The 23361-nt window shown below is 73.3% G+C and carries 24 protein-coding genes; 19 read left to right on the top strand and 5 right to left on the bottom strand.

The window, feature by feature from the left end:
- The first annotated feature begins 293 nt into the window (after positions 1 to 293).
- The gene (locus tag IEY79_RS14550; RefSeq protein ID WP_189107868.1) at positions 294 to 1136 is read left to right on the top strand and encodes an ABC transporter permease; all 843 of its coding nucleotides are present in this window, start codon (positions 294 to 296) and stop codon (positions 1134 to 1136) included.
- A 34-nt stretch (positions 1137 to 1170) separates the two neighbouring features.
- Positions 1171 to 1842, top strand: a complete 672-nt coding sequence (locus IEY79_RS14545; RefSeq protein ID WP_229700870.1) for a hypothetical protein — start codon at positions 1171 to 1173, stop codon at positions 1840 to 1842.
- A gap of 9 nt (positions 1843 to 1851) precedes the next feature.
- Here IEY79_RS14545 and ybaK read toward each other — a convergent pair whose 3' ends face one another.
- The 4 genes from ybaK to IEY79_RS14525 all read right to left on the bottom strand — a co-directional run bounded on the left by ybaK (position 1852) and on the right by IEY79_RS14525 (position 5918).
- Positions 1852 to 2352 carry a Cys-tRNA(Pro) deacylase gene (ybaK, locus tag IEY79_RS14540; protein ID WP_189107867.1) on the bottom strand — a complete coding sequence of 167 codons (501 nt, stop codon included), beginning with the start codon at positions 2350 to 2352 and terminating at the stop codon, positions 1852 to 1854.
- Positions 2353 to 2410: 58 nt separating this feature from the next.
- Entirely contained in the window at positions 2411 to 3151 is a 741-nt protein-coding gene (locus tag IEY79_RS14535) for an LON peptidase substrate-binding domain-containing protein (RefSeq protein ID WP_189107866.1), read from the bottom strand.
- Between the two features lie 5 nt (positions 3152 to 3156).
- Entirely contained in the window at positions 3157 to 4185 is a 1029-nt protein-coding gene (locus IEY79_RS14530; RefSeq protein ID WP_189107865.1) for a hypothetical protein, read from the bottom strand.
- Positions 4186 to 4298: 113 nt separating this feature from the next.
- Positions 4299 to 5918 carry an oxidoreductase gene (locus tag IEY79_RS14525; RefSeq protein WP_189107864.1) on the bottom strand — a complete coding sequence of 540 codons (1620 nt, stop codon included), beginning with the start codon at positions 5916 to 5918 and terminating at the stop codon, positions 4299 to 4301.
- A gap of 348 nt (positions 5919 to 6266) precedes the next feature.
- Here IEY79_RS14525 and hisD point away from each other — a divergent pair, with 348 nt between their 5' ends.
- From hisD to IEY79_RS14455, 14 genes are all read left to right on the top strand, one after another.
- Positions 6267 to 7625 (top strand): histidinol dehydrogenase, encoded by a 1359-nt coding sequence (gene hisD / locus IEY79_RS14520; protein ID WP_189107863.1) that lies wholly within the window; start codon positions 6267 to 6269, stop codon positions 7623 to 7625.
- Positions 7622 to 8731 carry a histidinol-phosphate transaminase gene (locus IEY79_RS14515; RefSeq protein WP_189107862.1) on the top strand — a complete coding sequence of 370 codons (1110 nt, stop codon included), beginning with the start codon at positions 7622 to 7624 and terminating at the stop codon, positions 8729 to 8731. Before hisD ends, IEY79_RS14515 begins: the two co-directional genes overlap by 4 nt.
- The gene (hisB, locus tag IEY79_RS14510; protein ID WP_078077820.1) at positions 8728 to 9321 is read left to right on the top strand and encodes an imidazoleglycerol-phosphate dehydratase HisB; all 594 of its coding nucleotides are present in this window, start codon (positions 8728 to 8730) and stop codon (positions 9319 to 9321) included. Before IEY79_RS14515 ends, hisB begins: the two co-directional genes overlap by 4 nt.
- Before the next feature lie 4 nt (positions 9322 to 9325).
- Positions 9326 to 9493, top strand: coding sequence for a CG2302 family histidine operon protein (locus tag IEY79_RS14505; protein WP_189107861.1), 168 nt, complete (start codon positions 9326 to 9328; stop codon positions 9491 to 9493).
- Positions 9490 to 10125, top strand: coding sequence for an imidazole glycerol phosphate synthase subunit HisH (hisH, locus tag IEY79_RS14500; RefSeq protein WP_189107860.1), 636 nt, complete (start codon positions 9490 to 9492; stop codon positions 10123 to 10125). Before IEY79_RS14505 ends, hisH begins: the two co-directional genes overlap by 4 nt.
- Positions 10125 to 10877 (top strand): bifunctional 1-(5-phosphoribosyl)-5-((5-phosphoribosylamino)methylideneamino)imidazole-4-carboxamide isomerase/phosphoribosylanthranilate isomerase PriA, encoded by a 753-nt coding sequence (priA, locus tag IEY79_RS14495; RefSeq protein WP_189107859.1) that lies wholly within the window; start codon positions 10125 to 10127, stop codon positions 10875 to 10877. The genes hisH and priA overlap by 1 nt, the downstream gene beginning before the upstream one ends.
- Positions 10874 to 11320, top strand: a complete 447-nt coding sequence (locus tag IEY79_RS14490) for a RidA family protein (protein ID WP_189107858.1) — start codon at positions 10874 to 10876, stop codon at positions 11318 to 11320. The genes priA and IEY79_RS14490 overlap by 4 nt, the downstream gene beginning before the upstream one ends.
- The gene (gene hisF, locus IEY79_RS14485; protein WP_189107857.1) at positions 11317 to 12072 is read left to right on the top strand and encodes an imidazole glycerol phosphate synthase subunit HisF; all 756 of its coding nucleotides are present in this window, start codon (positions 11317 to 11319) and stop codon (positions 12070 to 12072) included. Before IEY79_RS14490 ends, hisF begins: the two co-directional genes overlap by 4 nt.
- Positions 12073 to 12286: 214 nt before the next feature.
- Complete coding sequence (bdeA, locus tag IEY79_RS14480; protein ID WP_373292541.1) at positions 12287 to 13261, top strand: bis(hydroxyethyl) terephthalate hydrolase; 975 nt, start codon at positions 12287 to 12289, stop codon at positions 13259 to 13261.
- Positions 13262 to 13428: 167 nt separating this feature from the next.
- Complete coding sequence (locus IEY79_RS14475; RefSeq protein WP_189107856.1) at positions 13429 to 16275, top strand: helix-turn-helix transcriptional regulator; 2847 nt, start codon at positions 13429 to 13431, stop codon at positions 16273 to 16275.
- A 103-nt stretch (positions 16276 to 16378) separates the two neighbouring features.
- Positions 16379 to 17695, top strand: a complete 1317-nt coding sequence (locus IEY79_RS14470) for a PucR family transcriptional regulator (RefSeq protein ID WP_189107855.1) — start codon at positions 16379 to 16381, stop codon at positions 17693 to 17695.
- Between the two features lie 110 nt (positions 17696 to 17805).
- Complete coding sequence (locus IEY79_RS14465; RefSeq protein WP_189107854.1) at positions 17806 to 18393, top strand: ArsR/SmtB family transcription factor; 588 nt, start codon at positions 17806 to 17808, stop codon at positions 18391 to 18393.
- 40 nt (positions 18394 to 18433) lie between these two features.
- On the top strand, positions 18434 to 18628 hold the full coding sequence (locus IEY79_RS14460; RefSeq protein WP_189107853.1) for a hypothetical protein: 195 nt from the start codon (positions 18434 to 18436) through the stop codon (positions 18626 to 18628).
- A gap of 19 nt (positions 18629 to 18647) precedes the next feature.
- Entirely contained in the window at positions 18648 to 19949 is a 1302-nt protein-coding gene (locus tag IEY79_RS14455) for an MFS transporter (RefSeq protein ID WP_189107852.1), read from the top strand.
- A 6-nt stretch (positions 19950 to 19955) separates the two neighbouring features.
- On the opposite strand, the gene IEY79_RS14450 is transcribed toward IEY79_RS14455, so the two are convergent.
- Positions 19956 to 20588, bottom strand: coding sequence for a TIGR03085 family metal-binding protein (locus IEY79_RS14450; protein WP_189107851.1), 633 nt, complete (start codon positions 20586 to 20588; stop codon positions 19956 to 19958).
- An 85-nt stretch (positions 20589 to 20673) separates the two neighbouring features.
- On the opposite strand from IEY79_RS14450, the gene hisI reads away from it, so the two are divergent.
- The 3 genes from hisI to IEY79_RS14435 are packed head-to-tail and all read left to right on the top strand — an operon-like array spanning position 20674 to position 23300.
- Positions 20674 to 21075 carry a phosphoribosyl-AMP cyclohydrolase gene (gene hisI, locus IEY79_RS14445; RefSeq protein WP_189107850.1) on the top strand — a complete coding sequence of 134 codons (402 nt, stop codon included), beginning with the start codon at positions 20674 to 20676 and terminating at the stop codon, positions 21073 to 21075.
- Between the two features lie 11 nt (positions 21076 to 21086).
- Entirely contained in the window at positions 21087 to 22610 is a 1524-nt protein-coding gene (locus tag IEY79_RS14440; RefSeq protein ID WP_189107849.1) for an anthranilate synthase component I, read from the top strand.
- Between the two features lie 6 nt (positions 22611 to 22616).
- Positions 22617 to 23300, top strand: a complete 684-nt coding sequence (locus IEY79_RS14435; RefSeq protein ID WP_189107848.1) for a TIGR02234 family membrane protein — start codon at positions 22617 to 22619, stop codon at positions 23298 to 23300.
- Positions 23301 to 23361 lie beyond the last annotated feature (61 nt).

The raw sequence follows: 23361 nt of genomic DNA, 5'->3' as shown, positions 1-23361 counted from the left end.
GCGCCCGCCGTGACCGGCGCGGGCGGCCATGGAGTTCCGCCTTCCGCCTCCGGCGGTCAGGACGATGTCGCAGGGAGGCGCGCCGGGTCTCCGGGTGCCGGAGTCGGGCGCGGCCGACCGGCGCCAACCCCGGTCGCACACGGTGGCGCGCCGCCCGTGCTCGGCCGGAACTCGACCGCCCCTACGGGGCGTTCGGCGCGTTCCGGGCGTATGGCACGCTGGTCGCGGTCGGCCACGTGCGTCACACGGCGTGCCCGCATCCGTCCGTCCGGAGCGAACAGGAGCTGCGTCAGGTGAGCATCGTGCCCGCGGAGGCCGTCGGCGGGAAGAGCCGGACAGTTCCGGACCCCCGTGCCGCGACCGACCGAGCCGACCGGGTGCCGGCGGCGCTGGCGCCGCGGGCGCGGCTGCTGCCCTCGCTCGCCGCCGTGTACCGGGCGCAGCTGTCGCGGGCCCGGGTCGCCCGGATCCCACTGCTCTTCGTGGCGACCTTCCAGTCCGTCGGGATCATGATCCTGATGCGCGGTGTCGTCGACGGCGCCGCCGAGTCGCGGGCCGTGGTCGCCGGGTCGAGCGTGCTCGTCGTGGCGTTCGTCGCGCTCAATCTGCTCGCCCAGTACTTCGGTCAGCTCCGGGCCACCGGCGGTCTCGACCACTACGCGACGCTGCCCGTGCCGCCCGCCGCCGTGGTGCTGGGCGCGGCCGGGGCGTACGCCTCGTTCACCGTGCCGGGCACCGCCGTGACCGCGGTGACCGGCAGTCTGCTCTTCGATCTGCCGCTCACCCATCTCTGGGTGCTGGTCGCCGTCATCCCGCTCTCCGGCGCCGCGCTGGCGGGCCTCGGGGCGGCGCTCGGGCTGCTCGCGCCCCGTCAGGAACTGGCCACGCTGCTCGGGCAGCTCGGTATGTCCGCCGCGCTGCTGCTGGGTGTGCTGCCCGCCGACCGGCTGCCGGGGCCGATCACCTACGCCCGGGATCTGCTGCCGTCCACGTACGGCGTCGAGGCCCTGGCCCGTACCTTCGACCGGCATCCCGACTGGCCCACCGTCGCGCTCGACCTCGCGGTGTGCGCGGCCGTCGGCGTCGTCTCGCTGGCCGTGGCGACGTGGGCGTACAGGCGTGCGGCAGTCCGATGAGGCACCGCCGGGCCATGCCTGGCACGATGGCGGGGTGACAGCTCCTCTGACGCCGCCCCACCAGCCCTCGAACGACGACCCCTGGCAGAAGGCCCAGGGTCCGGGAGCCACGGCCGCCCATCCGTCCGCCGACGCGGCGGACGAGACCGACAGGAGGACCGAGCTGAAGCAGGCCGCCGTCGTGACGCTCCTCGTGGCTGTCTCCGGTGCCCTGCTCGGACTGCTCTGGCTCTGGCTGTCGCCCCGGGTGCCGCTGATCGCCGGTGAGTCGGCCGTGTTCCTGAAGGACACGGAGGGCGAGGAGGCGATCGGCGCGGACGGCACGTTCGTGCTGCTGGCCCTGGGATTCGGCGCCGTCAGCGCGGCCCTCGTCTTCCTGTTCCGCCGGCGCGGCGGTGTCCCGCTGGTCGTGGGCCTGGCGCTGGGCGCGCTGCTCGCGTCGGGGCTGGCCTGGCTGGTCGGCTGGAGCCTGGGCCCGGACGACGTGGTCACGCAGGCGCGCGCGGCGGGAGAGGGCGCGACGTTCGACGCGCCGCTGGAGCTGAACGCCCGGGGCGCGCTGCTGGCGTGGCCGGCGGCGGCGATGGTCGTGCATCTGGCGCTGACGGCGCTGTTCGGTCCGCGCGACCCGGAGCCGGAGTGGGTGCCCTTCGGGGCGCCGTATCTGCCGGCCGACCGGGAGGACGGGCCGGAGACCGGTCGCTGACGGGCCCCGTCAGGCCTTGGCGATCGGGGCCAGCGTCGCGGCTGTCAGGGAGGTCAGGTCCGACGGGGACAGCTCCACCTCCAGCCCGCGGCGGCCCGCCGAGACGCAGACCGTCGCGTGGGCCCCTGCCGAGGAGTCGAGGACCGTACGGAGCCGCTTGCGCTGGCCCAGCGGAGAGATGCCGCCGCGTACGTAGCCCGTGGTGCGCTCCGCCGCCGCCGGGTCCGCCATCGTCGCCCGCTTGCCGCCCACCGCGGCTGCCAGCGCCTTGAGGTCCAGCGAGCCGGAGACCGGGACGACCGCCACGGTCAGTTCCCCGTCGACGTCGGCGACCAGTGTCTTGAACACCCGGTCCGCCGAGACCCCCAGAGCCGCCGCGGCCTCCTCGCCGTACGAGGGGGCCGCCGGGTCGTGCTCGTACGCGTGCAGGGTGAACTCGGCCTTCGCCGCCCTCAGCGCGACCGTCGCCGGGGTGGCACCCGCGGCTTTCCTCGCTTGCTTCTTCGCCAAGAGACCTGTTCCTCGCGTCGGTTGAGAGCCGGAAGGTGCTGGGACGAGCCGGCGGAGGTCAGTTCGGGCTCGTCGGAGCCCGGGTGAGGTCCACGGCCGGCAGCGACGGAAGATGCCGGATCACCGCCGTCTCGGCGCGCAGCAGCTTCAACTCCTCGCGCAGCCGCGTCACCGTGTCCGGGGCCTGGAGCAGCCGCTGTTTCGCCGGGATGTCCAGGACGGCCGCCGCGGCCACCAGATACGAGACGACGGACGGCTCGTCGGGCAGGTCGTCGCCGGTCGACAGCGACCTCTCACGTGCTCCCGCCAGCCGTTTCTGGTAGCTGCGGAACGCCCGCAGGACGCCTTCGGCGAGTGCTCCCGCACCCTCGCCCGAGTCCTCCTCGACCGCCTCGACCTCGGCGGTCAGATAGGGCCCGCTCGTGTCGACGGAGAGCAGCCGGACCCGGCTGGTGCCGGTGCCGAGCACCTCGAAGCTGCCGTCCTGGCGTTCGCGGATGGTGGTCGCGTCGGCGACGCAGCCCACCTGGTGGAAGGCCTTGAGCGGCTCGGTGCCGAAGCCCGCCGAGGGCCCGCGTGCGGGCAGGGACGTGAGGTCGGGCATGCCCGAGGCGGTCGGCGCGACCTCGTGCCCGTCGCGGATGGCGACCACGACGAAGCGTCGCGGTTCGGACTCGTCTGTCTTGAGCAGGTCGCGCATCATGGCGCGATACCGCTCCTCGAAGATGTTCAGGGGCATGACGAGGCCCGGGAACAGCACCGCGTTCAGCGGAAAGAGAGGGAGATGTGCGGTGGTCACAACGGTCAAGCGTAATGGCCGCGCGGACGCCCTCGGTCTGTCCGGTTCCACAACGGCATCCCGGAGGCCACCTGGAGACGCACACCGTCGCGTGTCTCCAGGAACTGACCCAGCGGATCGTCGGTCAGCGACGTCCAGGGAAAGGACGTCGCGTACGGGCCGATCAGCCGGAACTGTTCCAGAGCCTCGTCCCAGCGGTGCCGTCTGACCAGCACGTACGCCAGCAGATTCCGTACCTCCGCCGGCCAGGGGTCGCCCACCACGTACACGGACGAGAGCAGGATCGCCTCGTCGCAGGCCGCGTCGATCCGGTCCGTCGTCACGGAGGTGAGATCGTCACTCAGCAGCCGGCTGAAGGCGGCCCGCATCGGAAGTGCCTTCACGAGCGACCCGGGCAGCGCGTCCGCGGCGGCCTGTTCGGCGAAGTCGAAGCACTCCTGGTGCGAGCCGTGCCACTGGCCCGAGAGGTACTGGAGGGCCGCCACATGGCATCCGTAGTGGTGCGAGGAGCGGCGCACCGCCTCGCCCCACAGCGACTCGAAGTCCCGGTGGCCCGCGCGCGTGCCCCGCGCGTGGTCCAGGGCGATCCGCCACGGCACGGGGTCTCGCGGGTCGCCCTCGGCCGCCGCGCCGATCAGCGGGCCCGTCTCACGCAGCAGTTCGGCGCGGGCCGGGGACTCCCAGGCCTTGCGTACGCCGAGTTCGGCCCTGACGACGAGCGCGTCCGGGTCGGCGGGCGAGGCGGCGAGCCAGCGGGCCAGCCATTCATCGCGGTTGTGGGCGAAGGCGGCGAGCCGCATCACATAGCGGTCGCGGTCCTCCCACTCGGCGGATTCGCGCGTGGTCGCCAGCAGCTTCGCCGCGTGCTCGTACTCGCCGAGTGCGGCGGAGACGAGTGCCGGGGCGAGCCGGTCGTCGGGGGCGTCGAGCAGTACCGCATCGTCCGGCGGAAGCCCCTCGGCGAGCCGCGGAGTGTGCCGGACCATGCGCGCGGTGCTGATCAGGGCGCGAATCAATGACATGGTGCGGACCATTGAAAACCGCAGGTCGCAGGGGCGCCAGAGGGCATATGTGAAGCTTTGGTGGGGGGCGAAAGGTTGTCTCGGGGCGGGTCAAGGGAGGGCAAAGAAAGCCCTCGGACGCTGGGTCAGCCGCGACGCAGGAGACGTGTGGCACCTGCTGCGACTGTTGTGGCGAGGATCCAGCCGAGCAGAATCATCACCGCCGAAAGCCACTGCCAGCCGCCCTCCGGCCGCCAGTGCCCGTCCTGGCCCAGATCGATCACCGGCACCAGCAGATCCAGCACGTACAGCGCCGGATTCCACGCCGGATGCTCCTCGGACTTGATCGGGTCCAGGGGGTTCCGCGCGAAGACGGCCGTGCCCGCCGCCCACAGCATGGCCATCCACAGCGCGGCCCGGCCCGGCCGGTAGCCGTACGCCACCGTCCAGTCCTGGATGACGCCCCACACCTTGCCCGCCAGCGGCAGCGTCTCGCGCCGTCTGCGCTGCTTGGCCAGCAGCACCTCACGGGCGTCGGCGTCCTCGCCGCTGTTGCGCATCACCTGCGCGAGGCGTTCGTACGGCTCCGGCGAGTACTCCGGTGTCGCCGAGTCCAGCCACTCCAGCCGCCGGTTGAGCGGGAAATGGCCGGACGGCACCACGTTCTCGTAGACGAAACCGCCCATCGCCAGACCGCCGGGGCCAGGCCAGCTCGTGGAGAGATCCATCAGCGTGATGATCTTTGCGCCGTTCAGCACGACCCGGCCCTCCAGCGGGCGCTCGCACTGGAAGCGCAGCTCCGTCGCGGTGATCCGGCGCAGCGACAGCTCCTCCCCGGACGACATCAGGAAACGGGCCTGGTGGAGGTCGATCGTGTCGCCGAACCTGCCGTCGTCCAGCCGGACCCCGCCGTAGCACTCGAAGCGCCGGATCTCGGTGCCCGGCGGCAGTGACGCGGGGCTGACCGCGTTGCCCGTGTAGACCGTGCCGTAGGGAGGTGTGGAGTTGGCGTTGCCCGTCGCGATGCTCACGACGGCCCCCGTCATGTAGAGCGAGCGCTCCACGGTCAGCTGCGGCGCGTTGAGCGCGCGGCGCTCTCCCGCGGCCCGCAGCCGGCTGCCGCGCAGCATCAGCGAGCCCCCGACCTTCGAGCCGCGCAGACTGAACTCCCCGTGCGTCTCGATCTGTTCGGCCTGGAGGTCCTGGCCGACCGACATCCCGTCCGCCGCTATCGACCGGTTGCTGCTGTCGGGGCGGACGGCTATCTGGCTGATCAGCAGGTCCGTGCCGATCTGCGCGTCGGTGAGCCGGATACCGCGCGCGACCTGGCAGCGCGGCAGATGCAGATCGCCCTCCGTGCGCAGCCGGGCCGCCTCCAGGCGCGGGATCACACAGCCCACCAGCCGCAACGTGGTGAAGTGGCACTCCGGCAGCACCAGTTCCCGCTCGAAGCGGCAGTAGGTCAGCTCCACGTACGGCTCGACATTGCCGCCCGCGAGATCCAGCGACCCGCTGATGTACGCCCCGCGCAGCTTGAGGGCGGCTACCCGCCCCGGGCGCGCCGACGGGCCGCTGAGCAGCAGCAGTGCGACCACCCGGGCGCGCACGCTGCGGTGTTCGCCCCAGGGGCCGGCCGCGGCCGGATCGTTGAGCAGTGGACTCGGCACACTCAGGTCGTAGGTGCTGCCGTTCCGGAACGCCTGCCACATGCCGAGTTCTGTGGCCGAGAGCCAGTCCGGAGCTTCGTCGTCCTGCGGCTCGGACACTGCCGCGCCTCGCTTCCCCGTTTGCCGTGCTGCGTGCCGCGCGCCGTACCTCGATGGATGCCGTACCGCGTGCCTGTCGTCGTGCGGTCGTTCGTCGTGTCCTGGGTCTTGGGTCTTGGTGTCGTCGTGGGCTGGTCGTGCCCGTCGTCCTGCCCCGCGGTCGTGTGACTCCCGGGCAGCCGTCGCCGGGCGGGGCTGCTGTTGTGTGGTCGTACGGACGTTCTTCCCTCTGAGTGACCGATCGAACGCCAATCGTCAACATTAGTAGCCGTGAGTGACATTCAGAGCTCATATCAGCCAGTGATACGGGCGGCCGTCGGCCGGATCGGGTCTGCGAGAATTGACCGCGTGATCTCACGAATCGATCTGCGCGGCGACGCCCTCCCCGAGGGCGCCGCACTGCGCGACCTGCTGCCCCGTGCCGACTTCGACGTGGAAGCCGCCCTCTCGAAGGTGCGCCCCATCTGCGAGGACGTGCGCCATCGCGGCACCGCGGCGCTGATCGACTACGCTTCGATGTTCGACGGCGTGAAGCTGGACCGGGTACGGGTGCCCGCCGAAGCCCTCACCCGGGCGCTGGAGGTGCTGGATCCCGCCGTACGGGCCGCGCTCGAAGAGTCCATCAGAAGGGCCCGAATCGTCCACCGCGCCCAGCGCCGCGCGGAGCACACCACCCAGGTCGTGCCCGGCGGCAAGGTGAGCGAGAAGTGGGTGCCGGTCAGCCGCGTCGGGCTGTACGCGCCCGGCGGCCGCGCCGTCTACCCCTCGTCCGTGATCATGAACGTGGTCCCGGCGCAGGAAGCGGGCGTCGCCTCCATCGCCCTCGCCTCACCTCCGCAGCGGGAGTTCGACGGCCTGCCGCACCCGACGATCCTCGCGGCCTGCGCCCTGCTGGGCATCGACGACGTGTACGCGGTCGGCGGCGCCCAGGCCGTCGCGATGTTCGCGTACGGCACCACCGGGCCCGACGGCTGCCCGCCCGCCGACATGGTCACGGGACCCGGCAACATCTGGGTCACCGCCGCCAAGCGCTACTTCGCGGGCCGTATCGGCATCGACACCGAGGCCGGCCCGACCGAGATCGCGATCCTCGCCGACGCGACGGCCGACCCTGTGCACGTCGCCTCCGACCTGATCAGCCAGGCCGAGCACGATCCGCTCGCCGCCGCCGTCCTCGTCACTGACTCCGTGGAGCTGGCCGACGCGGTCGAGAGGGAACTCGCGCCGCAGACCGCCGCCACCAAGCACGTCGAGGAGCGCATCGCGCCCGCCCTGGCGGGCAAGCAGTCGGCGATCGTGCTGGTCGACGGCGTCGAGGAGGGCCTGCGGGTCGTCGACGCGTACGGCGCCGAGCACCTGGAGGTGCAGACCGCCGACGCCGCCGGCATCGCCGCCCGGGTCCGCAACGCGGGCGCGATCTTCGTGGGGCCCTACGCCCCGGTCTCGCTCGGCGACTACTGCGCCGGCTCCAACCACGTCCTGCCGACCGGCGGTTGCGCCTGCCACTCCTCCGGCCTCTCCGTCCAGTCCTTCCTGCGCGGCATCCACATCGTGGACTACACGCGAGACGCGCTCGCCGACGTCGCCCACCACGTCGTGACGCTCGCCGAGGCCGAGGACCTGCCCGCGCACGGCGCCGCCGTCAAGGCGCGTTTCGGCTGGAAACTGCCCTCGCGGCGGCCCACCGGGGAGGTGCCCGTCGCGTGACGCACATCGACGACCTTCCCGTACGCGACGAGCTGCGCGGCAAGTCCCCCTACGGTGCGCCCCAGTTGGACGTCCCCGTCCACCTCAACACCAACGAGAACCCGTACCCGCTGCCCGAACCGCTCGTCGAGCGGATCACCGAGCGGGTCCGGGAGGCCGCCCGCGGCCTCAACCGCTACCCCGACCGGGACGCGGTCGAACTCCGCACCGAGCTGGCCGCCTATCTCCGCCGCACCGCCGGAGACCTCCCGCTGACCGTCGCCAACGTCTGGGCGGCCAACGGCTCCAACGAGGTCATCCAGCAGCTGCTCCAGACCTTCGGCGGCCCCGGCCGCACCGCGATCGGCTTCGAGCCGTCGTACTCGATGCACAACCTCATCGCGCGCGGCACCAGCACCGGCTGGATCTCCGGCCCGCGCAACGAGGACTTCACCATCGACGCCGACGCCGCCGCGCGGGCGATCACCGAGCGCCGCCCCGACGTCGTCTTCATCACCACGCCCAACAACCCCACCGGCACCGCCGTCGACGCCGCGACCGTCGTACGCCTGTACGACGCGGCGCAGGCGGCCAGGCCCTCGCTGGTCGTCGTGGACGAGGCGTACGTCGAATTCAGCCACCACCCCTCGCTCCTGCCGCTGCTCGCGGGCCGGCCGAACCTCGTCGTCTCCCGCACGATGTCCAAGGCCTTCGGCGCCGCCGGACTGCGCCTCGGCTATCTCGCGGCCGATCCCGCCGTGGTCGACGCGGTGCAGCTGGTGCGCCTGCCGTACCACCTGTCGGCCGTCACGCAGGCCACCGCGCTCGCCGCACTGGAGCACACCGATACGCTGCTCGGATATGTCGAACGGCTCAAGACCGAGCGGGACCGGCTGGTCACCGAGCTGCGGGCGATGGGCTTCGAGGTCACCGAGTCGGACGCCAACTTCGTCCAGTTCGGTGTCTTCGAGGACGCCCACCGGGCCTGGCGGACGATCCTCGACCAGGGAGTGCTGGTACGCGACAACGGCGTCCCCGGCCGGCTGCGGGTCACGGCGGGCACGCCGTCCGAGAACGACGCGTTCCTCGACGCGGTCCGTAAATTGACGAAGGAGCAGAGCGCATGAGCCGTATCGGCCGCGTGGAACGAACGACCAAGGAGACCTCGGTCGTTGTCGAGCTCGACCTCGACGGCACGGGCAAGGTCGAGGTGTCGACGGGCGTCGGCTTCTACGACCACATGCTCGACCAGCTCGGCAGGCACGGACTCTTCGACCTGACGGTCAAGACCGAGGGCGATCTGCACATCGACTCGCACCACACCATCGAGGACACCGCCCTCGCGCTCGGCGCCGCCTTCAAGCAGGCGCTCGGCGACAAGGTCGGCATCTACCGCTTCGGCAACTGCACCGTCCCGCTGGACGAATCGCTCGCCCAGGTCACCGTGGACCTCTCCGGCCGCCCTTACCTGGTGCACACCGAACCGGAGTCCATGGCGCCGATGATCGGCAGCTACGACACGACGATGACCCGGCACATCCTGGAGTCGTTCGTGGCCCAGGCCCAGATCGCGCTGCACGTGCACGTCCCGTACGGGCGCAACGCGCACCACATCGTCGAGTGCCAGTTCAAGGCCCTCGCCCGCGCGCTGCGGTACGCGAGCGAACGCGATCCGCGCGCCGTCGGCATCCTCCCGTCCACGAAGGGCGCCCTCTAACCCCATGACCGGTCTCAACACCATCCTCATCGTCCTCGGCCTGTTCCTGGCCGGCGGCGTGTACTCCTTCGCCAAACAGAAACAGCCCACGGGCGTCATCGTCCTGCTCGGCATCTGCTCCGCGCTCTGTCTCCTCGCCGGCATCCTCCGCATCCAGGGACTCTGGGAATGACCAAGAACGTCGTCATCCTCGACTACGGCTTCGGCAACGTCCGTTCGGCCGAGCGCGCCGTGGCGCGCGCCGGGGCGGACGTCGAGATCACCCGTGACTTCGACAAGGCCATGAACGCCGACGGACTGATCGTGCCCGGCGTCGGCGCCTTCTCCGCCTGTATGGAAGGGCTCCGCGCGGCGCGCGGCGACTGGGTCGTCGGCCGCCGGCTCGCGGGCGGCCGCCCCGTACTGGGCATCTGCGTCGGCATGCAGATCCTCTTCGAGCGCGGCATCGAGCACGGAGTGGAGACCGAAGGGCTCGACGAGTGGCCGGGCACCGTCGGCCCGCTCACCGCCCCTACCGTCCCCCACATGGGCTGGAACACCGTCGAGGCGCCGGCTGACAGCGAGCTCTTCGCCGGGCTCGACGCCGACGAGCGCTACTACTTCGTGCACTCGTACGCCGTCCACGACTGGACCCTCGAAGTCTCGAACCCCAAGATCCGCGCTCCGAAGGTCACCTGGTCCCGGCACGGCGAGCCGTTCGTGGCCGCCGTGGAGAACGGTGCACTGTGGGCCACGCAGTTCCACCCCGAGAAGTCCGGCGACGCCGGAGCCCAGCTGCTGTCCAACTGGATCGGAACCTTCTGATGTCCGGCACACCCCCCTCCCCCTCCGTACCGAGGCTCGAACTCCTCCCCGCCGTCGACGTGCGCGACGGCCAGGCCGTGCGGCTCGTGCACGGCGAGTCGGGTTCCGAGACCGGTTACGGCTCACCGCTGGAAGCCGCACTCGCCTGGCAGCGCGCGGGCGCCGAGTGGCTGCATCTCGTGGACCTCGACGCGGCGTTCGGCACCGGCGACAACAGGGACCTGGTCGCCGGGATCACCGACGCCATGGACATCAAGGTCGAACTGTCCGGCGGTATCCGCGACGACGCCTCACTCACCGCGGCGCTCGCCACCGGCTGCACGCGCGTCAACCTCGGTACGGCGGCCCTGGAGACGCCCGAGTGGGCGGCCAAGGCCATCGCCGAGTACGGCGACAGGATCGCGATCGGCCTCGACGTACGCGGCACGACACTGCGCGGGCGCGGCTGGACCAGCGAAGGCGGCGACCTCTGGGAGACGCTGGCGCGCCTCGACGCGGAGGGCTGTGCCCGCTACGTCGTCACCGACATCGCCAAGGACGGCACCCTCCAGGGGCCCAACCTGGAGTTGCTGAAGAGCGTGTGCGCGGCCACCGACCGGCCGGTCGTCGCCTCCGGCGGCGTCTCCTCGCTCGCCGACCTGCGCGCGATCGCCTCGCTGGTGCCCGTGGGCGTCGAGGGCGCGATCATCGGCAAGGCCCTGTACGCGAAGGCGTTCACACTGGAAGAGGCGCTCGCGGAGGTGGCCCGATGAGCGAGACCCCGGCTACCCCGCACACGAGCGCGAACGCCTCCGGCGGCGTACGCCGTATCGCCTCGGACGGCCTCTGGGAGGACACCTACGGCTACTCCCGCGCCGTCGAACTGCCCGGCGGTCTCGTCCTCGTCTCCGGCTGCACCTCGGTCGTCGACGGGCGGATCGCCGAGGGCGGCCCCTACGAACAGGCCGTCACCGCCTTCGGCGTCGCCGTCAAGGCGCTGGGCGACCTCGGCCTCGGCGCCGAACACGTCGTCCGCACCCGGATGTACCTCACGCACGCGGGGGACGCCGACGACGTCGGCCGTGCCCACAAGGAGGCGTTCGGCGCCGTACGGCCCGCCGCCTCGATGATCGTCGTCGCCGGTCTCATCGACCCCAGCCTGGTCGTCGAGGTCGAGGTCGAGGCCTTCCGCGCACCCTCCGGAGGCCCGGCATGAGCCTCGCCGTCCGAGTCATCCCCTGCCTGGACGTGGACAACGGCCGGGTCGTCAAGGGCGTCAACTTCCAGAATCTGCGCGACGCGGGCGACCCCGTCGAGATGGCGAGGCTGTACGACGCCGAGGGCGCCGACGAGCTCACCTTCCTCGACATCACCGCCTCGTCGGGGGACCGCGAGACGACGTACGACGTGGTGCGCCGCACCGCCGAGCAGGTCTTCATCCCGCTCACGGTCGGCGGCGGCGTCCGTACCACCGAGGACGTCGACAAGCTGCTGCGGGCGGGCGCGGACAAGGTCGGCGTCAACACGGCCGCCATCGCGCGCCCCGACCTCCTCCGGGAGATCGCCGAGCGCTTCGGCCGCCAGGTGCTCGTCCTGTCGGTCGACGCGCGGCGTACGCCGGAGGGCTCTTTCGAGGTCACCACGCACGGCGGGCGCCGGGGCACCGGCATCGACGCCGTGGAGTGGGCGCACCGCGCCGCCGAACTGGGCGCCGGGGAGATCCTGCTCAACTCGATGGACGCGGACGGCACGAAGGACGGCTACGACACGGAGATGATCGCGGCCGTACGCGGGCATGTGACGGTCCCGGTCATCGCCTCGGGCGGCGCGGGCAAGCTGGCGCACTTCCCGCCGGCCGTCGACGCCGGCGCGGACGCCGTACTGGCCGCCTCCGTCTTCCACTTCGGCGATCTGCGGATCTCCCAGGTCAAGAAGGAACTGCGGGACACGGGCCACGCGGTGCGCTGAGCCACTCGGCGGCCACGTCACTGCCCCGGAACGATCCATTCCGGGGCAGTTCGCGGTCAAGACCGGCGAACTCGCCGATGCGTGAGGGGGGTTGGCGGCGGGAGGGTGGTTCCCGTCAGCCAGTACGGCGGTCGCCATCCGGCGGGTCCCCGGCCCAGGACGACGGGTCCGGTCCTCGTACGACGGTGCCGCCCCCACCGAGAGGACCCCCCTCGTGCAGCAACACTCCACCGGCGACAGCCCGGCGGGCCGCAGCCGCGCTTCCCTCTCCACCTCTTCCCGCCCCGCCCGTTCGCGGTCGCGTACCTGGAGCGTCGCCCTGACCGCCGGCGCCGCGACCGCCGCCCTGTTCGGCGGGCTCGTCCCCGGCGCACAGGCGGCCCCCGGCGCCCCCGAGGCCGCCGCCGCCAACCCGTACGAGCGCGGCCCCGACCCGACCACGTCCAGCATCGAGGCGGCTCGCGGCTCGTACGCCGTCTCGCAGACCAGCGTCTCCTCGCTCGGTGTCACCGGCTTCGGCGGCGGCACCATCTACTACCCGACGTCCACGGCGGACGGCACCTTCGGCGCGGTGGCCGTCGCCCCCGGCTTCACCGCGACGCAGTCCAGCATGGCGTGGCTCGGTCCCAGACTCGCCTCGCAGGGCTTCGTCGTCTTCACCATCGACACCAACACCACCCTGGACCAGCCCGACAGCCGGGGCCGTCAACTCCTCGCCGCTCTCGACTACCTGACGCAGCGCAGCACGGTCCGCACCCGCATCGACGCGGCACGGCTCGGTGTCATGGGCCATTCCATGGGCGGCGGCGGCACGCTGGAGGCCGCCAAGAGCCGTACCTCGCTGAAGGCGGCGATCCCGCTGACCGGCTGGAACACCGACAAGTCCTGGCCCGAGCTGCGGACGCCCACCCTGGTCGTCGGCGCCGACGGCGATACGGTCGCCCCCGTCGCCACGCACTCGGAGCCGTTCTACGAGTCGCTGCCCGGCTCGCTCGACAAGGCGTATCTGGAGCTCAACGGCGCCTCGCACTTCACGCCCAACACGTCCAACACGACGATCGCGAAATACAGCATCTCGTGGCTGAAGCGGTTCATCGACGACGACACCCGCTTCGAGCAGTTCCTGTGCCCGCTGCCCCGGCCGAGTCTCACCATCGAGGAGTACCGGGGGAGTTGCCCGCTGGGCTGACCCCGCTCCGCGGAGACCGCGCCCGCAGGTGATCCCGGCCCCCGTACTGTGCGCGCGCACAGTACGGGGGCCCGCCCGCTGGGTCGCCGCCCACGCCCGGCCGTCCGGGGCAAGGCCCCTGGACGTGAGCCTTCCGGGCTTGTTTACGCGGCAGTAACGTGCCGGACGTGAACCCATCGACGACCGTTCGCAGTCCGCTCCGGCTGTACGGCCGCAGCGGTGAACTCGCCATCCTGGAAACGCTGCTGACCCGGCTGAGGGCCGGCCTCGGGGGCACCCTCGTCCTGACCGGGGCGCCGGGGCTCGGCCGGACCGCGCTCCTGCGCCACGCCCTCAACGCCTACGCCCACGACACCCACCCCCTCGACATCCACGCCGCCGACATCCACGCCGCCGACACCCGCGCCCCCGGCACCCGCGCCCCCGGCACCGGCCGCGGCACTCCGGTCCTGCTGCACGCGACCGCCGCCCCCGCCGAACGCCTGCTGCCCTACAGCGGGTTGCACACCCTCCTCTGCTCGGCGCCCGGACCGCTGCCGCCGCCCGCCGTCGGCGTCGCACGCCCCGACACCGCCCCCACCGCCCTGCTCGACCTCCTGACCACCCTCGGCGCGCTCCGCCCCCTGCTCGTCTGCGTCGACGACGCGCATGCCTGGGACGCGGGGTCGAGAGCGGCGCTCGTCTTCGCGATCCGCCGGCTGAGCCCCGCACGCGGGGTCGCCGTGCTGCTCACCGCCGCCGAACAGCACGCCGGGGAGCGGGACTTCACCGCTCTGCCCGCCCTCCGTCTCGGACCGCTCGACCGCTCAGCGTCCCGGGCGCTGCTCGACCGGCTGACCGGTGGCCGGGCCGATCCCGGCGTACGGGAGGAACTGCTGCGCGAGGCCGCGGGCAACCCCCGGCTGCTCACCGCGCTCGCCGCCCGCCTCACCGAGGACCAACTGGCCGGACGGGGCGGGCTGCCGCAGCCCCTGAGCGGCGGCGAGAGCGTGCTCGACGCCTACGCGGCGCATGTCGACGGGCTGCCCGACGACACCCGGCTCCTCCTGCTGCTGGCGGCGGCCGCGGAGGAGCACGAACCCGAGGGAACAGGAGCGGACGCGGGGCTCCTGCTGCGCGCCGGACGGCTCGCCGGGGTCGACCCGGGGCGGCTGAGCCTCGCCGAGACGCTGGGCGCCGTACGGCTCGACGGCGATCGCGTCCACTTCGCCCAGCCGCTGCTGCGCCGGGCTCTGCTGCGCCGCGCCCCGCTCTCCCGTCGCCGCGCCGTGCACCGGCTCCTGGCCGCGGTGCTCGACGGACCGCACCGGACGCTGCCACGGCTCGTCCAGCGTGCCTGCGCGGCCACCGGGCACGACCCGGCGCTCGCCGAGGCCCTGGCCCGCGCGGCGGGACCGCCCCGCCCGCACGCCGACCGCGCCGCCGCCCTCACCCGGGCCGCGACGCTGTCGACCGACGAGGCCCTGCGCGGCGAGCGGTTCGCCGCCGCCGCCGAACACGCCTGGCTGGCCGGTGACCCGGGACGCGCCCGCGCGCTGCTGACCCGGGTGCGCACCGAGCCCGCGCCCGGCCGCGCCCACTACGTGCGCGGGCTGATCGCCCTGCGCGACGGACCCGCCGCCGACGCGGGAGAGGTCCTGCTCACCGCCGCCGAACTGCTCGCGCCGCAGGACGAGGCGCGCGCCGTCGGCGCCCTGCTCGGCGCGGCGGAGGCCGCCTGGGTCGCCGGCGACGTGCCCGGTTATCTGCGGGCCATGAGCCGGATCGGGGGCCCCGGCACCACGCGCCGGGCGCTCGATCCGGCGCTCGACCACTTCCGCGCGGGCATGTGCGCCGTACTCGACGGCCGTACGGACGAGGGGCGGGCCCTGCTGCGCGGCTGCGTCGAACTGGGTGACGCCACCGCCGACAGCACCGGCGATCCCGCCGCTCTGCTGCGGCCGGGCATCGCCGCCCTGGTCCTCGGCGAGGTCGACGCCGCGTGCCGCGCGGGCGCGCGGGCGCTGGCCGCCGTACGCGCCCACGGCCCCGAGGCGCTGCTGCCGCAGGCCCTGGAGCACCTCGCGTACGGCGAACTGCGGGCGGGCCGCCACGCGCGGGCCCGCGTCCACGCCTACGAGGGGCTGCGTGTCGCCGACCGGCTGGGGCAGCGCAACGCCGCCGCCGCGCTGCACGCCGTACTCGCCATGGCGGCCTCGGTGGAAGGCGACTTCGCCGCCTGCACGGAACACGCCGCGTCGGCGGCGGCCGACGCCGGGCCGCACGGCCTCGGCCAGGCAGCCACCCTCGCCACCTGGGCGGTGGCCCGCGCGGACCTGGCCGCGGGCCGGCACACACGAGCCGCCGCACGGCTCGCGCCCCTGGTGCTCAGGGGCCCCCGGCGCGGCCACTTCGCCGCGCTGATGCTCGCCGTGCCGTGTTTCGTGGAGGCGGCGGTCCTGGCGGGCCGGGGCGAGGAGGCGCGTGCCGTGGTCGAGGAGTTCACGGCGTGGACCGGGTGGACGGCCGATCCGCAGGCCCCGGCCCAACTGGCCCGCTGCCAGGCGTTGTTGGCCCCGCCGGAGGAGGCAGCCGCGCGGTACGAGGAGGCGCTCGCCCACCACGCCCGGTCGAGCGGCGACTTCGAACGCGCCCGTACGGAGCTGCTGTACGGCCAGTGGCTGCGGCGGCAGCGGCGGACCCGCGAGGCGCGTGACCCGCTGCGGGACGCGCTCGTCGCGTTCGAGCGGTGCGGGGCGCGGGCCTGGGCCGAGCGCGCGGCCGGTGAACTCCGGGCGGCGGGGGAGTCGGTGGCCGGCTCCGGGCCGGTGGACCTGCTGACCGCCCAGCAGCGGCGGGTCGCCCGGTACGTGGCGGAGGGCGCGACCAACCGGGAGGTGGCGGTGCGGCTCTCGGTGAGCCCACGCACGGTCGACCACCATCTGCGTAACGTCTTCGCCGTGTTGGGGGTGCGTTCTCGGACGGAGTTGGCGCGGTTGCTGGACCGTGATGAGGAGAATGCGGCAAACCCCTAGGTACCGACCGGCCGGTATGCCATTCTGCGGGCTCAGGAAGATCCGGCGCGGGCCGGCCGCACTCCGCCGCGCCGGAGCGAACCGACTCCCGGTGGAGGCCGCCATGCCGTATGTCGTGCGCTCGCGGGTCAGGGCGCCGCACGCGTCACCCGTCACCTCGCCCGTCGCTTCCTCCGTCGCGTCCCGGCCCACCCGCTCCCTGGCGGACGCCGAGGCCGTCGCCGTACTGCACCGGGCCGCGCAGGCGCTCATGGACGACCTCTCCGGGCTGACGCACCGGCTGGTCGCCGCGCTCCGCGAGAAGGAGCCGGCCTACCGGGCGGCGATCGAGGCCGACGCCGCCGAGATCTGGCACGAGGCGAACCGCTCGCTTCGGCTCAGCGTCGGCTCCCTGATCCGGCCCCGGGAATCGCGCGAGGCCGCGTGCCGTCTGTCGTGGCGGATCGGCGAGTGCCGGGCCGAACAGGGGCTGCCGCTCGACGCGTTGCTGCACGCGTTCCGGCTCGGCGGCGCGATGGTGTGGCAGGGGCTGGTGGACGAGACCACCCGGCGCGACCCGGAGGACATCCGGCTCCTCGTCCATGTCGCGGCCGACGTCTGGAGCTTCGTGGACGAGCACTGCGGCCTCGTCGCCGACGCCTACCGGGCGACCGAGCGCCGGCTCGCCTGGCGCCGCGAGAACCAGCAGCGGCTGACGGTCGCGGCGCTCCTCGACGGCACCGCGCGCATCGCCGACATCCCCGACGCCGCGGCGATGCTGGAACTGCCCGAAGAGGGGCGTTACGTCGTGGTGGCCGCCTCCGGAGCGGCGGGTGTCGCGGGCCCCGTGGTGGTTCCGCCGCCGGGGACACGCGCGCTGCGGCACGTCGCGCAGGGCGCCGAACAGGTCGTCGAGCATCTCGTCGTCCTGCTGGCGAACGAGCCCCCGGACGAGGGCGCACGCCGCGACGACCGTGAACTGGTCGCGCTCGCGGCCGAGTTGACGGTGCCCGCCGGTACCCGCGTCGGCATCGGCTCGGCCGTCACCGGGCTCGCCGCCCTCGGCGAGGCCCGCGGGCTCGCCGAGACCGCGCTGCGTGCCTGCCCGCGCGGCGGCGGCGTCGTCCTGCTGGACGAACACCTGCCGGCCGCGCTGGTCGTCTCCTCGTCCCGGCTGGGCGCGGCCCTCGCCGAGCGGGTGCTCGGTCCGCTGGACCGGCTCGACCCGGCCGACCGTGACCTGCTTGTCGACACGCTCAGGGCCTGGCTGGAGGCGGACGGTTCGGCGCAGCGCGCCGGTACTCGCCTCTACTGCCACCGCAACACCGTCCTCAACCGGCTGCGCAGGTTCGAGCAGTTGACCGGCCGCTCGCTGGCGCGGCCCGCCGACGTGGTCGAGATCTCCCTCGCGCTGACGGCCAGGCGGCTGCTCGACATCTGACGCCCCAGGCTCCTCGCTCCGCCCGGCGCCGCCCGCCCGTCCTCCAATCCGCAGGATTTATTGCGCAACCAATATTGTGCAACTTTCCTTGCGTATCTATGGTGGTCGGTATGGCAGCCAAGGAATCCCGCAGAATCGACGACCTGGCCACCCTCAAGGCGTTCGGCCACCCCCTGCGGATGAAGCTCTACCGCGCGCTCTACGTCGCCCGCGCCGCCACCGCGTCGCAGCTCGCCGAGCAGGTGAACGAGGCCGTCTCGCTGATCAGTTACCACCTGCGCAAACTCGCCGACTACGGCCTGATCGAGGAGGCGCCGGGTCACGGGAAGGACGGCCGCGAGCGCTGGTGGCAGCCCGCGTCCGAGGGGCTGAGCTTCCGCGACGAGGACTTCCGGGACGCGCCCGAGGCCGTCGCGACCCACGCGGCCGTCGGCCGGCTGTCGTTCGAGCAGCGCTCGGAGCTCTACCGGAGCTACCTCGACAGCCAGTCGGCCTGGGCTCCCGAGTGGCGCGGCGCCTCGTTCAGCAGCGAGTACCTGTCCCGGCTCACCGCCGGGGAACTGGCCGGGCTCAGCCGTGAGATGCACGAACTGGTCAAGCGGTACGAGGAGGCCGGCCGGGCCGCGGAGGAGGCCGGTGACACCGAAGGGCGCGAGAACGTCGCGTTCCACCTGTACGGATTCCCGTTCCGCCAGTAGCCCCGCACATCCTTCCCGTCCTCCGAGAGGAGCCCACGCCGTGCACACCGACGTACATCTGACGCCGCACGCCCTGCGCGCCGCCGAACTCCGTGCGGAAGCTGCCCGGTCGGGGCCGGCCGGCGCCGCGGCGCGTCCCCCGGGCCGGCTGCGACGCCGGCTGGGACGGCTCCTGGTCGAGGTGGGCCTGCGCATCCTGCAGGGCCCGCCGGTACCGGCCGCCCCTACGGCCTGACGGAAGGTCCGCCGCCCTCATGTCCGCGCACCCGGCCGTCTCTCCACCCGCGATATCGGCATCCGCCCCCGAGCGGCCCGCGCACCGTGACGCCAACGTCCTGCGCTGGCTCGCCGCGTACACCGTGTCGATGGTCGGCGACAGCCTGTACTACATGGCCCTGGCCTGGGCCGCGGCCCGCTCCGGGGACCCCACCCGGGCTGGACTCGTGCTGGCCGTCGGCGCCGTGCCACGGGCCGTCCTGATGCTCGGCGGGGGAGTGCTCGCCGACCGGTGGGGCCCGCGCAGGGTCGTCATCGGCAGCGACGCCGCGCGCTGCGTGGTGATCCTCGCCATCGCCGCGGTCCTGCTCCTCGGCGCGCCCGGCCTCTGGCTGCTGATCGCCGTGGCTCTCGTCTTCGGCGTCGTGGACGCCCTGTTCCTGCCCGCCGTCGGCGCCCTGCCGCCGCGGATCACCGCCTCCGGACAGCTCGCCCGGGTCCAGGGGCTGCGCGGTCTCGCGGCGCGCGTGGCCAACGTGACCGGGGCGCCGCTCGGCGGGCTCCTCGTCGCGTTCGGGGGCTCGGCGGCCGCGTTCGCGGCGGCGGGCGCGCTCTTCGCCGTCTCGCTGGTGCTGCTCGTCGCCGTACGCGTCGCGCCCCTGCCCACCGACACGGCCGGCCACGCCGGACCCTCGCGAGCCGGCGCCCGGGGCGAACTCACCGACGGGCTGCGGCATATCCGCCGCCACCGCGTCCTGGCCCCGCTGATGCTCGTCATCGCCCTCAGTGAGCTGGGCTTCGTCGGCCCGCTCAACCTCGGCCTCGTCCTGCTCGCCCAGGACCGGGGCTGGGGCGCCGGCGGCATGGGCTGGATCGTCGCCGCCTTCGGCGTCGGCGCGGGCGCCGCCTCCCTGCTGCTCGCGGTCCGTGGCCGCCTCCCGCGCGCGGGACTCGTCCTGTGCCTGTCCGTAGTCACGGGCGCGTTCGCCGTCGGCGCCATCGCCTTCGTGCCCACTGTCGCCCTCGCCGCCGTCGCGGGCCTCTTCGTCGGGCTGCTCGCCGGGCTCGGCGGAGGACTCTGCGGGGCGCTGACGCAGACCGTCACCGAACCCGCGTACCTCGGTCGGGTGACATCCGTGGCCACCCTGTTCACCCTCGGCATCGCGCCGCTGAGCTACCCGGTGACCGGCGCCGCCGTGGGGCTCTGGGGCACCGGCCCGGTCTTCGTCGTCAGCGCCGCCGTCTGCGCGGCGGGCGGCGCGCTGGGCCTCGCCTTCGCCGGCCTGCGCCGCGCCGAACTGCCCGGCGGCCGAGCGGCCCCGGCGGACCCAGCGGCCTGAAACGGCCTACATCCCGAGCTTCGCCCGCTGGAGCTTGTCGATCGCGTCCTTGTCGCCCTCCACATCCACCCGGGCCGCGTCCTGCCGGCCGTAGACGAAGAGCAGCAGCTCGCCCGGCTCCCCCGTGACCGTCACCACCGGAGAGCCCCGGTGCGCCACCGCCGTCTGCCCGTCGGGGCGGCGCAGCACCAGCCCCACCGGCGACTTGCGGCCCATCAACCGGGCGCCCTTCTCCAGCCGCGCCCACAGGGTGTTGGAGAACACCTTGTCGAGCTCGCGGGGCGTCCAGTCGGGCTGCGCCCGCCGCAGATCCTCGGCGTGGACGTAGTACTCGACGGTGTTCGCCGCCTCGTCGAGCTGCTTGATACCGAAGGGCGACATCCGGGGCGGCCCCGTACGGATGAGCTGGATCAGCTCCTCGTACGGCTTCGCCACGTACTCGCCCTGCACCCGCTCCAGCCGGTTCCTGAGCGGTCCGATGACCGATCCGCCCGCCGCGTCCGGGCGGCGCTCACGCACCACCACATGGGCCGCGAGATCCCGGGCGGTCCAGCCGTCGCACAGGGTCGGGGCGTCGGGGCCCGCCGACTCCAACAGGTCGGCGAGCAGGAGTCGTTCACGCTTCGCATGGGTCGACATACGTGCCAGCGTACGACCGCCGCGCGCCGTCCGCCCAGTGGACGCCCGCGGCCCGCGACGCGACACGCGCGGCACAATGGGCCGTATGACCAGCGCGACCGGGGGCCCAGGCCCCACCAGTGGCCTCGATCCCGCCATCGCCGCCCGGCTCAAGCGCGGCGCCGACGGGCTGATTCCGGCCGTCGCCCAGCAGTACGACACGGGCGAGGTGCTGATGCTCGGCTGGATGGACGACGAGGCCCTGCACCGGACCCTCACCACCGGGCGCGCCACCTACTGGTCCCGCAGCCGCCGCGAGTACTGGGCCAAGGGGGACACGTCCGGCCATGTCCAGCACGTGAAGTCGGTGGCGCTCGACTGCGACGCCGACACCGTGCTCGTCAAGGTCGACCAGGTGGGCGCCGCCTGTCACACCGGCGACCGGACCTGCTTCGACGCCGACACCCTCCGGCCATCGGCGCCCACGACGGGCCCCGCCGCCGACTAGGCTCCGCTGCCATGGATCTCGACACCTTCCGCAAGCTGGCGGTCGACCGCCGTGTCATCCCGGTCGGCCGCAGGCTCCTCGCGGACGGCGACACCCCCGTCGGCCTCTACCGCAAGCTCGCCGCCGAACGCCCGGGGACGTTCCTCCTCGAATCCGCCGAGAACGGCCGCTCCTGGTCGCGCTACTCGTTCGTGGGCGTCCGGTCCGCCGCCACCCTCACCGAACGGGACGGGCAGACCCACTGGCTCGGCACCCCGCCCGTCGGCGTCCCCGTCGACGGGGACCCGCTGGTCGCCCTGCGCGCCACGGTGGAGGCCCTGCACACCCCGCACGACCGCGAGGGCGACAGCCCGCCCTTCACCGGCGGCATGGTCGGCTACCTCGGCTTCGACGTGGTGCGCCGGCTGGAGAAGAAGATCGGCGACCACGCGCGCGACGATCTGCGGCTGCCCGAGCTGACGATGCTGCTCACCTCCGACCTCGCCGTGCTGGACCACCGTTCGGGCACCGTCCTGCTCATCGCCAACGCGATCAACCACAACGACCTCGACACGGGCGTCGACGAGGCCTACGCGGACGCCGTCGGCCGGCTCGACGCGATGGAACGGGACCTGGCCCGCCCCGTGGACAGCCTCCCCACCGCGCTGCCGCCGTCCGAACTGCCCCCGTACACGGCGCTCTGGGGCGGCGTCGCCTACCAGGAGGCCGTCGAGGACATCAAGGAGCGCATCAGGGCGGGCGAGGCCTTCCAGGTCGTGCCCTCGCAGCGGTTCGAGACCCCCTGCGAGGCGAGCGCGCTCGACGTCTACCGGGTGCTGCGGGCCACCAACCCGAGCCCGTACATGTACCTCTTCCGCTTCGACGGCTTCGATGTCGTGGGCTCCAGCCCGGAGGCGCTGGTCAAGGTCGAGGACGGGCACGCGATGGTCCACCCCATCGCCGGCACCCGCCCGCGCGGCGCGACCCCGCAGGAGGACCAGGCCCTCGCCGACGAACTGCTCGCCGACCCCAAGGAACGCGCCGAGCACCTGATGCTGGTCGACCTCGGCCGCAACGACCTGGGCCGGGTCTGCGAACCCGGCAGCGTCGAGGTCGTCGACTTCATGTCCGTCGAGCGCTACTCGCACGTCATGCACATCGTCTCGACCGTCACCGGCCAGGTGGCCGAAGGCCGTACCGCCTTCGACGTACTGACCGCCTGCTTCCCCGCCGGCACCCTCTCCGGCGCCCCGAAGCCCCGCGCCCTGCAGATCATCGACGAACTGGAGCCCTCACGGCGTGGTCTGTACGGAGGCTGCGTCGGCTATCTCGACTTCGCCGGCGACTCCGACACCGCCATCGCCATCCGCACAGCCCTGCTCCGCGACGGCACCGCCTACGTACAGGCGGGCGCGGGCGTCGTCGCCGACTCGGACCCCGTCGCCGAGGACACCGAGTGCCGCAACAAGGCCGCCGCCGTACTGCGCGCGGTCCACACCGCGAACCGGCTGAGAGCCCCCTGGACGGGCCCGTCCGAGGCGGAGCGGGAGCGGTAGGGGATAGTGGGGCGGGTGAGTGCCGTACCGATTCCCCAGCCCCGCGCCGAGACCACGGCGGACGCCACGAGAAGGCGCGCCGTCCGCAGTCTCGGCATCGCCCTCCTCCTCGGCGCCGCCGGCTCCGCCGTGGTGCTGATCGCCTCCGGCCAGACCTGGGCCGACGGCAGCGCCGCCGTGGCGGGCGGCATCGTGTCGCTCCACGCCGGTGGCCGCGACATCACCGGCGTCCCCGCCGCGCTCGCCATCGCGGGCCTCGCCGCGCTCGTCGCCGTCTTCGCCGTCCGTACGGGCGGCCGGCTGCTGGTCTCCGCGCTGCTCGCCCTCAGCGGCGCGGGCGCCGCCCTCGCCGCGCTGATCGGCGCGAGCGACAGCTCGGCCCTCAACGACGAGGCCGCGCGCACGACCGGCGACACCGCCGCGACCGTCGACGCCCTCACCCACACCGCCTGGCCCTACGTGACAGCGGCCGGCGGTGTACTGATCCTCCTCGCCGGGCTGCTGGCACTGCGATACGGATCACACTGGCCCACCATGTCGGGCCGCTACGAGCGCGACGGCACCCCCCGGGCCGCCCGCGTCCGCAAGCCGTCCGCCAGGCCCGCCAAGGCCACCGGGCCCGCTGCCGACCCCGACCGGCCCGAGGACATCTGGAAGGCCCTGGACCGGGGCGAGGACCCGACGGGCTGACGCGGTGACCCCCTGCGACGGGGAACGCCGAGGGGTGCGGGACAATGAACGGTGAGCGTTC

Origin of the sequence: Streptomyces camponoticapitis (assembly GCF_014646115.1) — a bacterium.
Lineage (GTDB): Bacteria > Actinomycetota > Actinomycetes > Streptomycetales > Streptomycetaceae > Streptomyces > Streptomyces camponoticapitis.
This window is presented reverse-complemented; position numbering and strand designations above follow the sequence as displayed.

Bases quoted from the DNA above. Each gene is read 5' to 3' on its own strand.
- IEY79_RS14530 (WP_189107865.1), bottom strand. From the start codon at position 4,185: ATGGTCCGCACCATGTCATTGATTCGCGCCCTGATCAGCACCGCGCGC.
- hisB (WP_078077820.1), top strand. From the start codon at position 8,728: ATGAGCCGTATCGGCCGCGTGGAACGAACGACCAAGGAGACCTCGGTC.
- IEY79_RS14505 (WP_189107861.1), top strand. From the start codon at position 9,326: ATGACCGGTCTCAACACCATCCTCATCGTCCTCGGCCTGTTCCTGGCC.
- hisH (WP_189107860.1), top strand. From the start codon at position 9,490: ATGACCAAGAACGTCGTCATCCTCGACTACGGCTTCGGCAACGTCCGT.
- priA (WP_189107859.1), top strand. From the start codon at position 10,125: ATGTCCGGCACACCCCCCTCCCCCTCCGTACCGAGGCTCGAACTCCTC.
- IEY79_RS14490 (WP_189107858.1), top strand. From the start codon at position 10,874: ATGAGCGAGACCCCGGCTACCCCGCACACGAGCGCGAACGCCTCCGGC.
- hisF (WP_189107857.1), top strand. From the start codon at position 11,317: ATGAGCCTCGCCGTCCGAGTCATCCCCTGCCTGGACGTGGACAACGGC.
- IEY79_RS14470 (WP_189107855.1), top strand. From the start codon at position 16,379: ATGCCGTATGTCGTGCGCTCGCGGGTCAGGGCGCCGCACGCGTCACCC.
- IEY79_RS14465 (WP_189107854.1), top strand. From the start codon at position 17,806: ATGGCAGCCAAGGAATCCCGCAGAATCGACGACCTGGCCACCCTCAAG.
- IEY79_RS14455 (WP_189107852.1), top strand. From the start codon at position 18,648: ATGTCCGCGCACCCGGCCGTCTCTCCACCCGCGATATCGGCATCCGCC.
- IEY79_RS14450 (WP_189107851.1), bottom strand. From the start codon at position 20,588: ATGTCGACCCATGCGAAGCGTGAACGACTCCTGCTCGCCGACCTGTTG.
- hisI (WP_189107850.1), top strand. From the start codon at position 20,674: ATGACCAGCGCGACCGGGGGCCCAGGCCCCACCAGTGGCCTCGATCCC.
- IEY79_RS14440 (WP_189107849.1), top strand. From the start codon at position 21,087: ATGGATCTCGACACCTTCCGCAAGCTGGCGGTCGACCGCCGTGTCATC.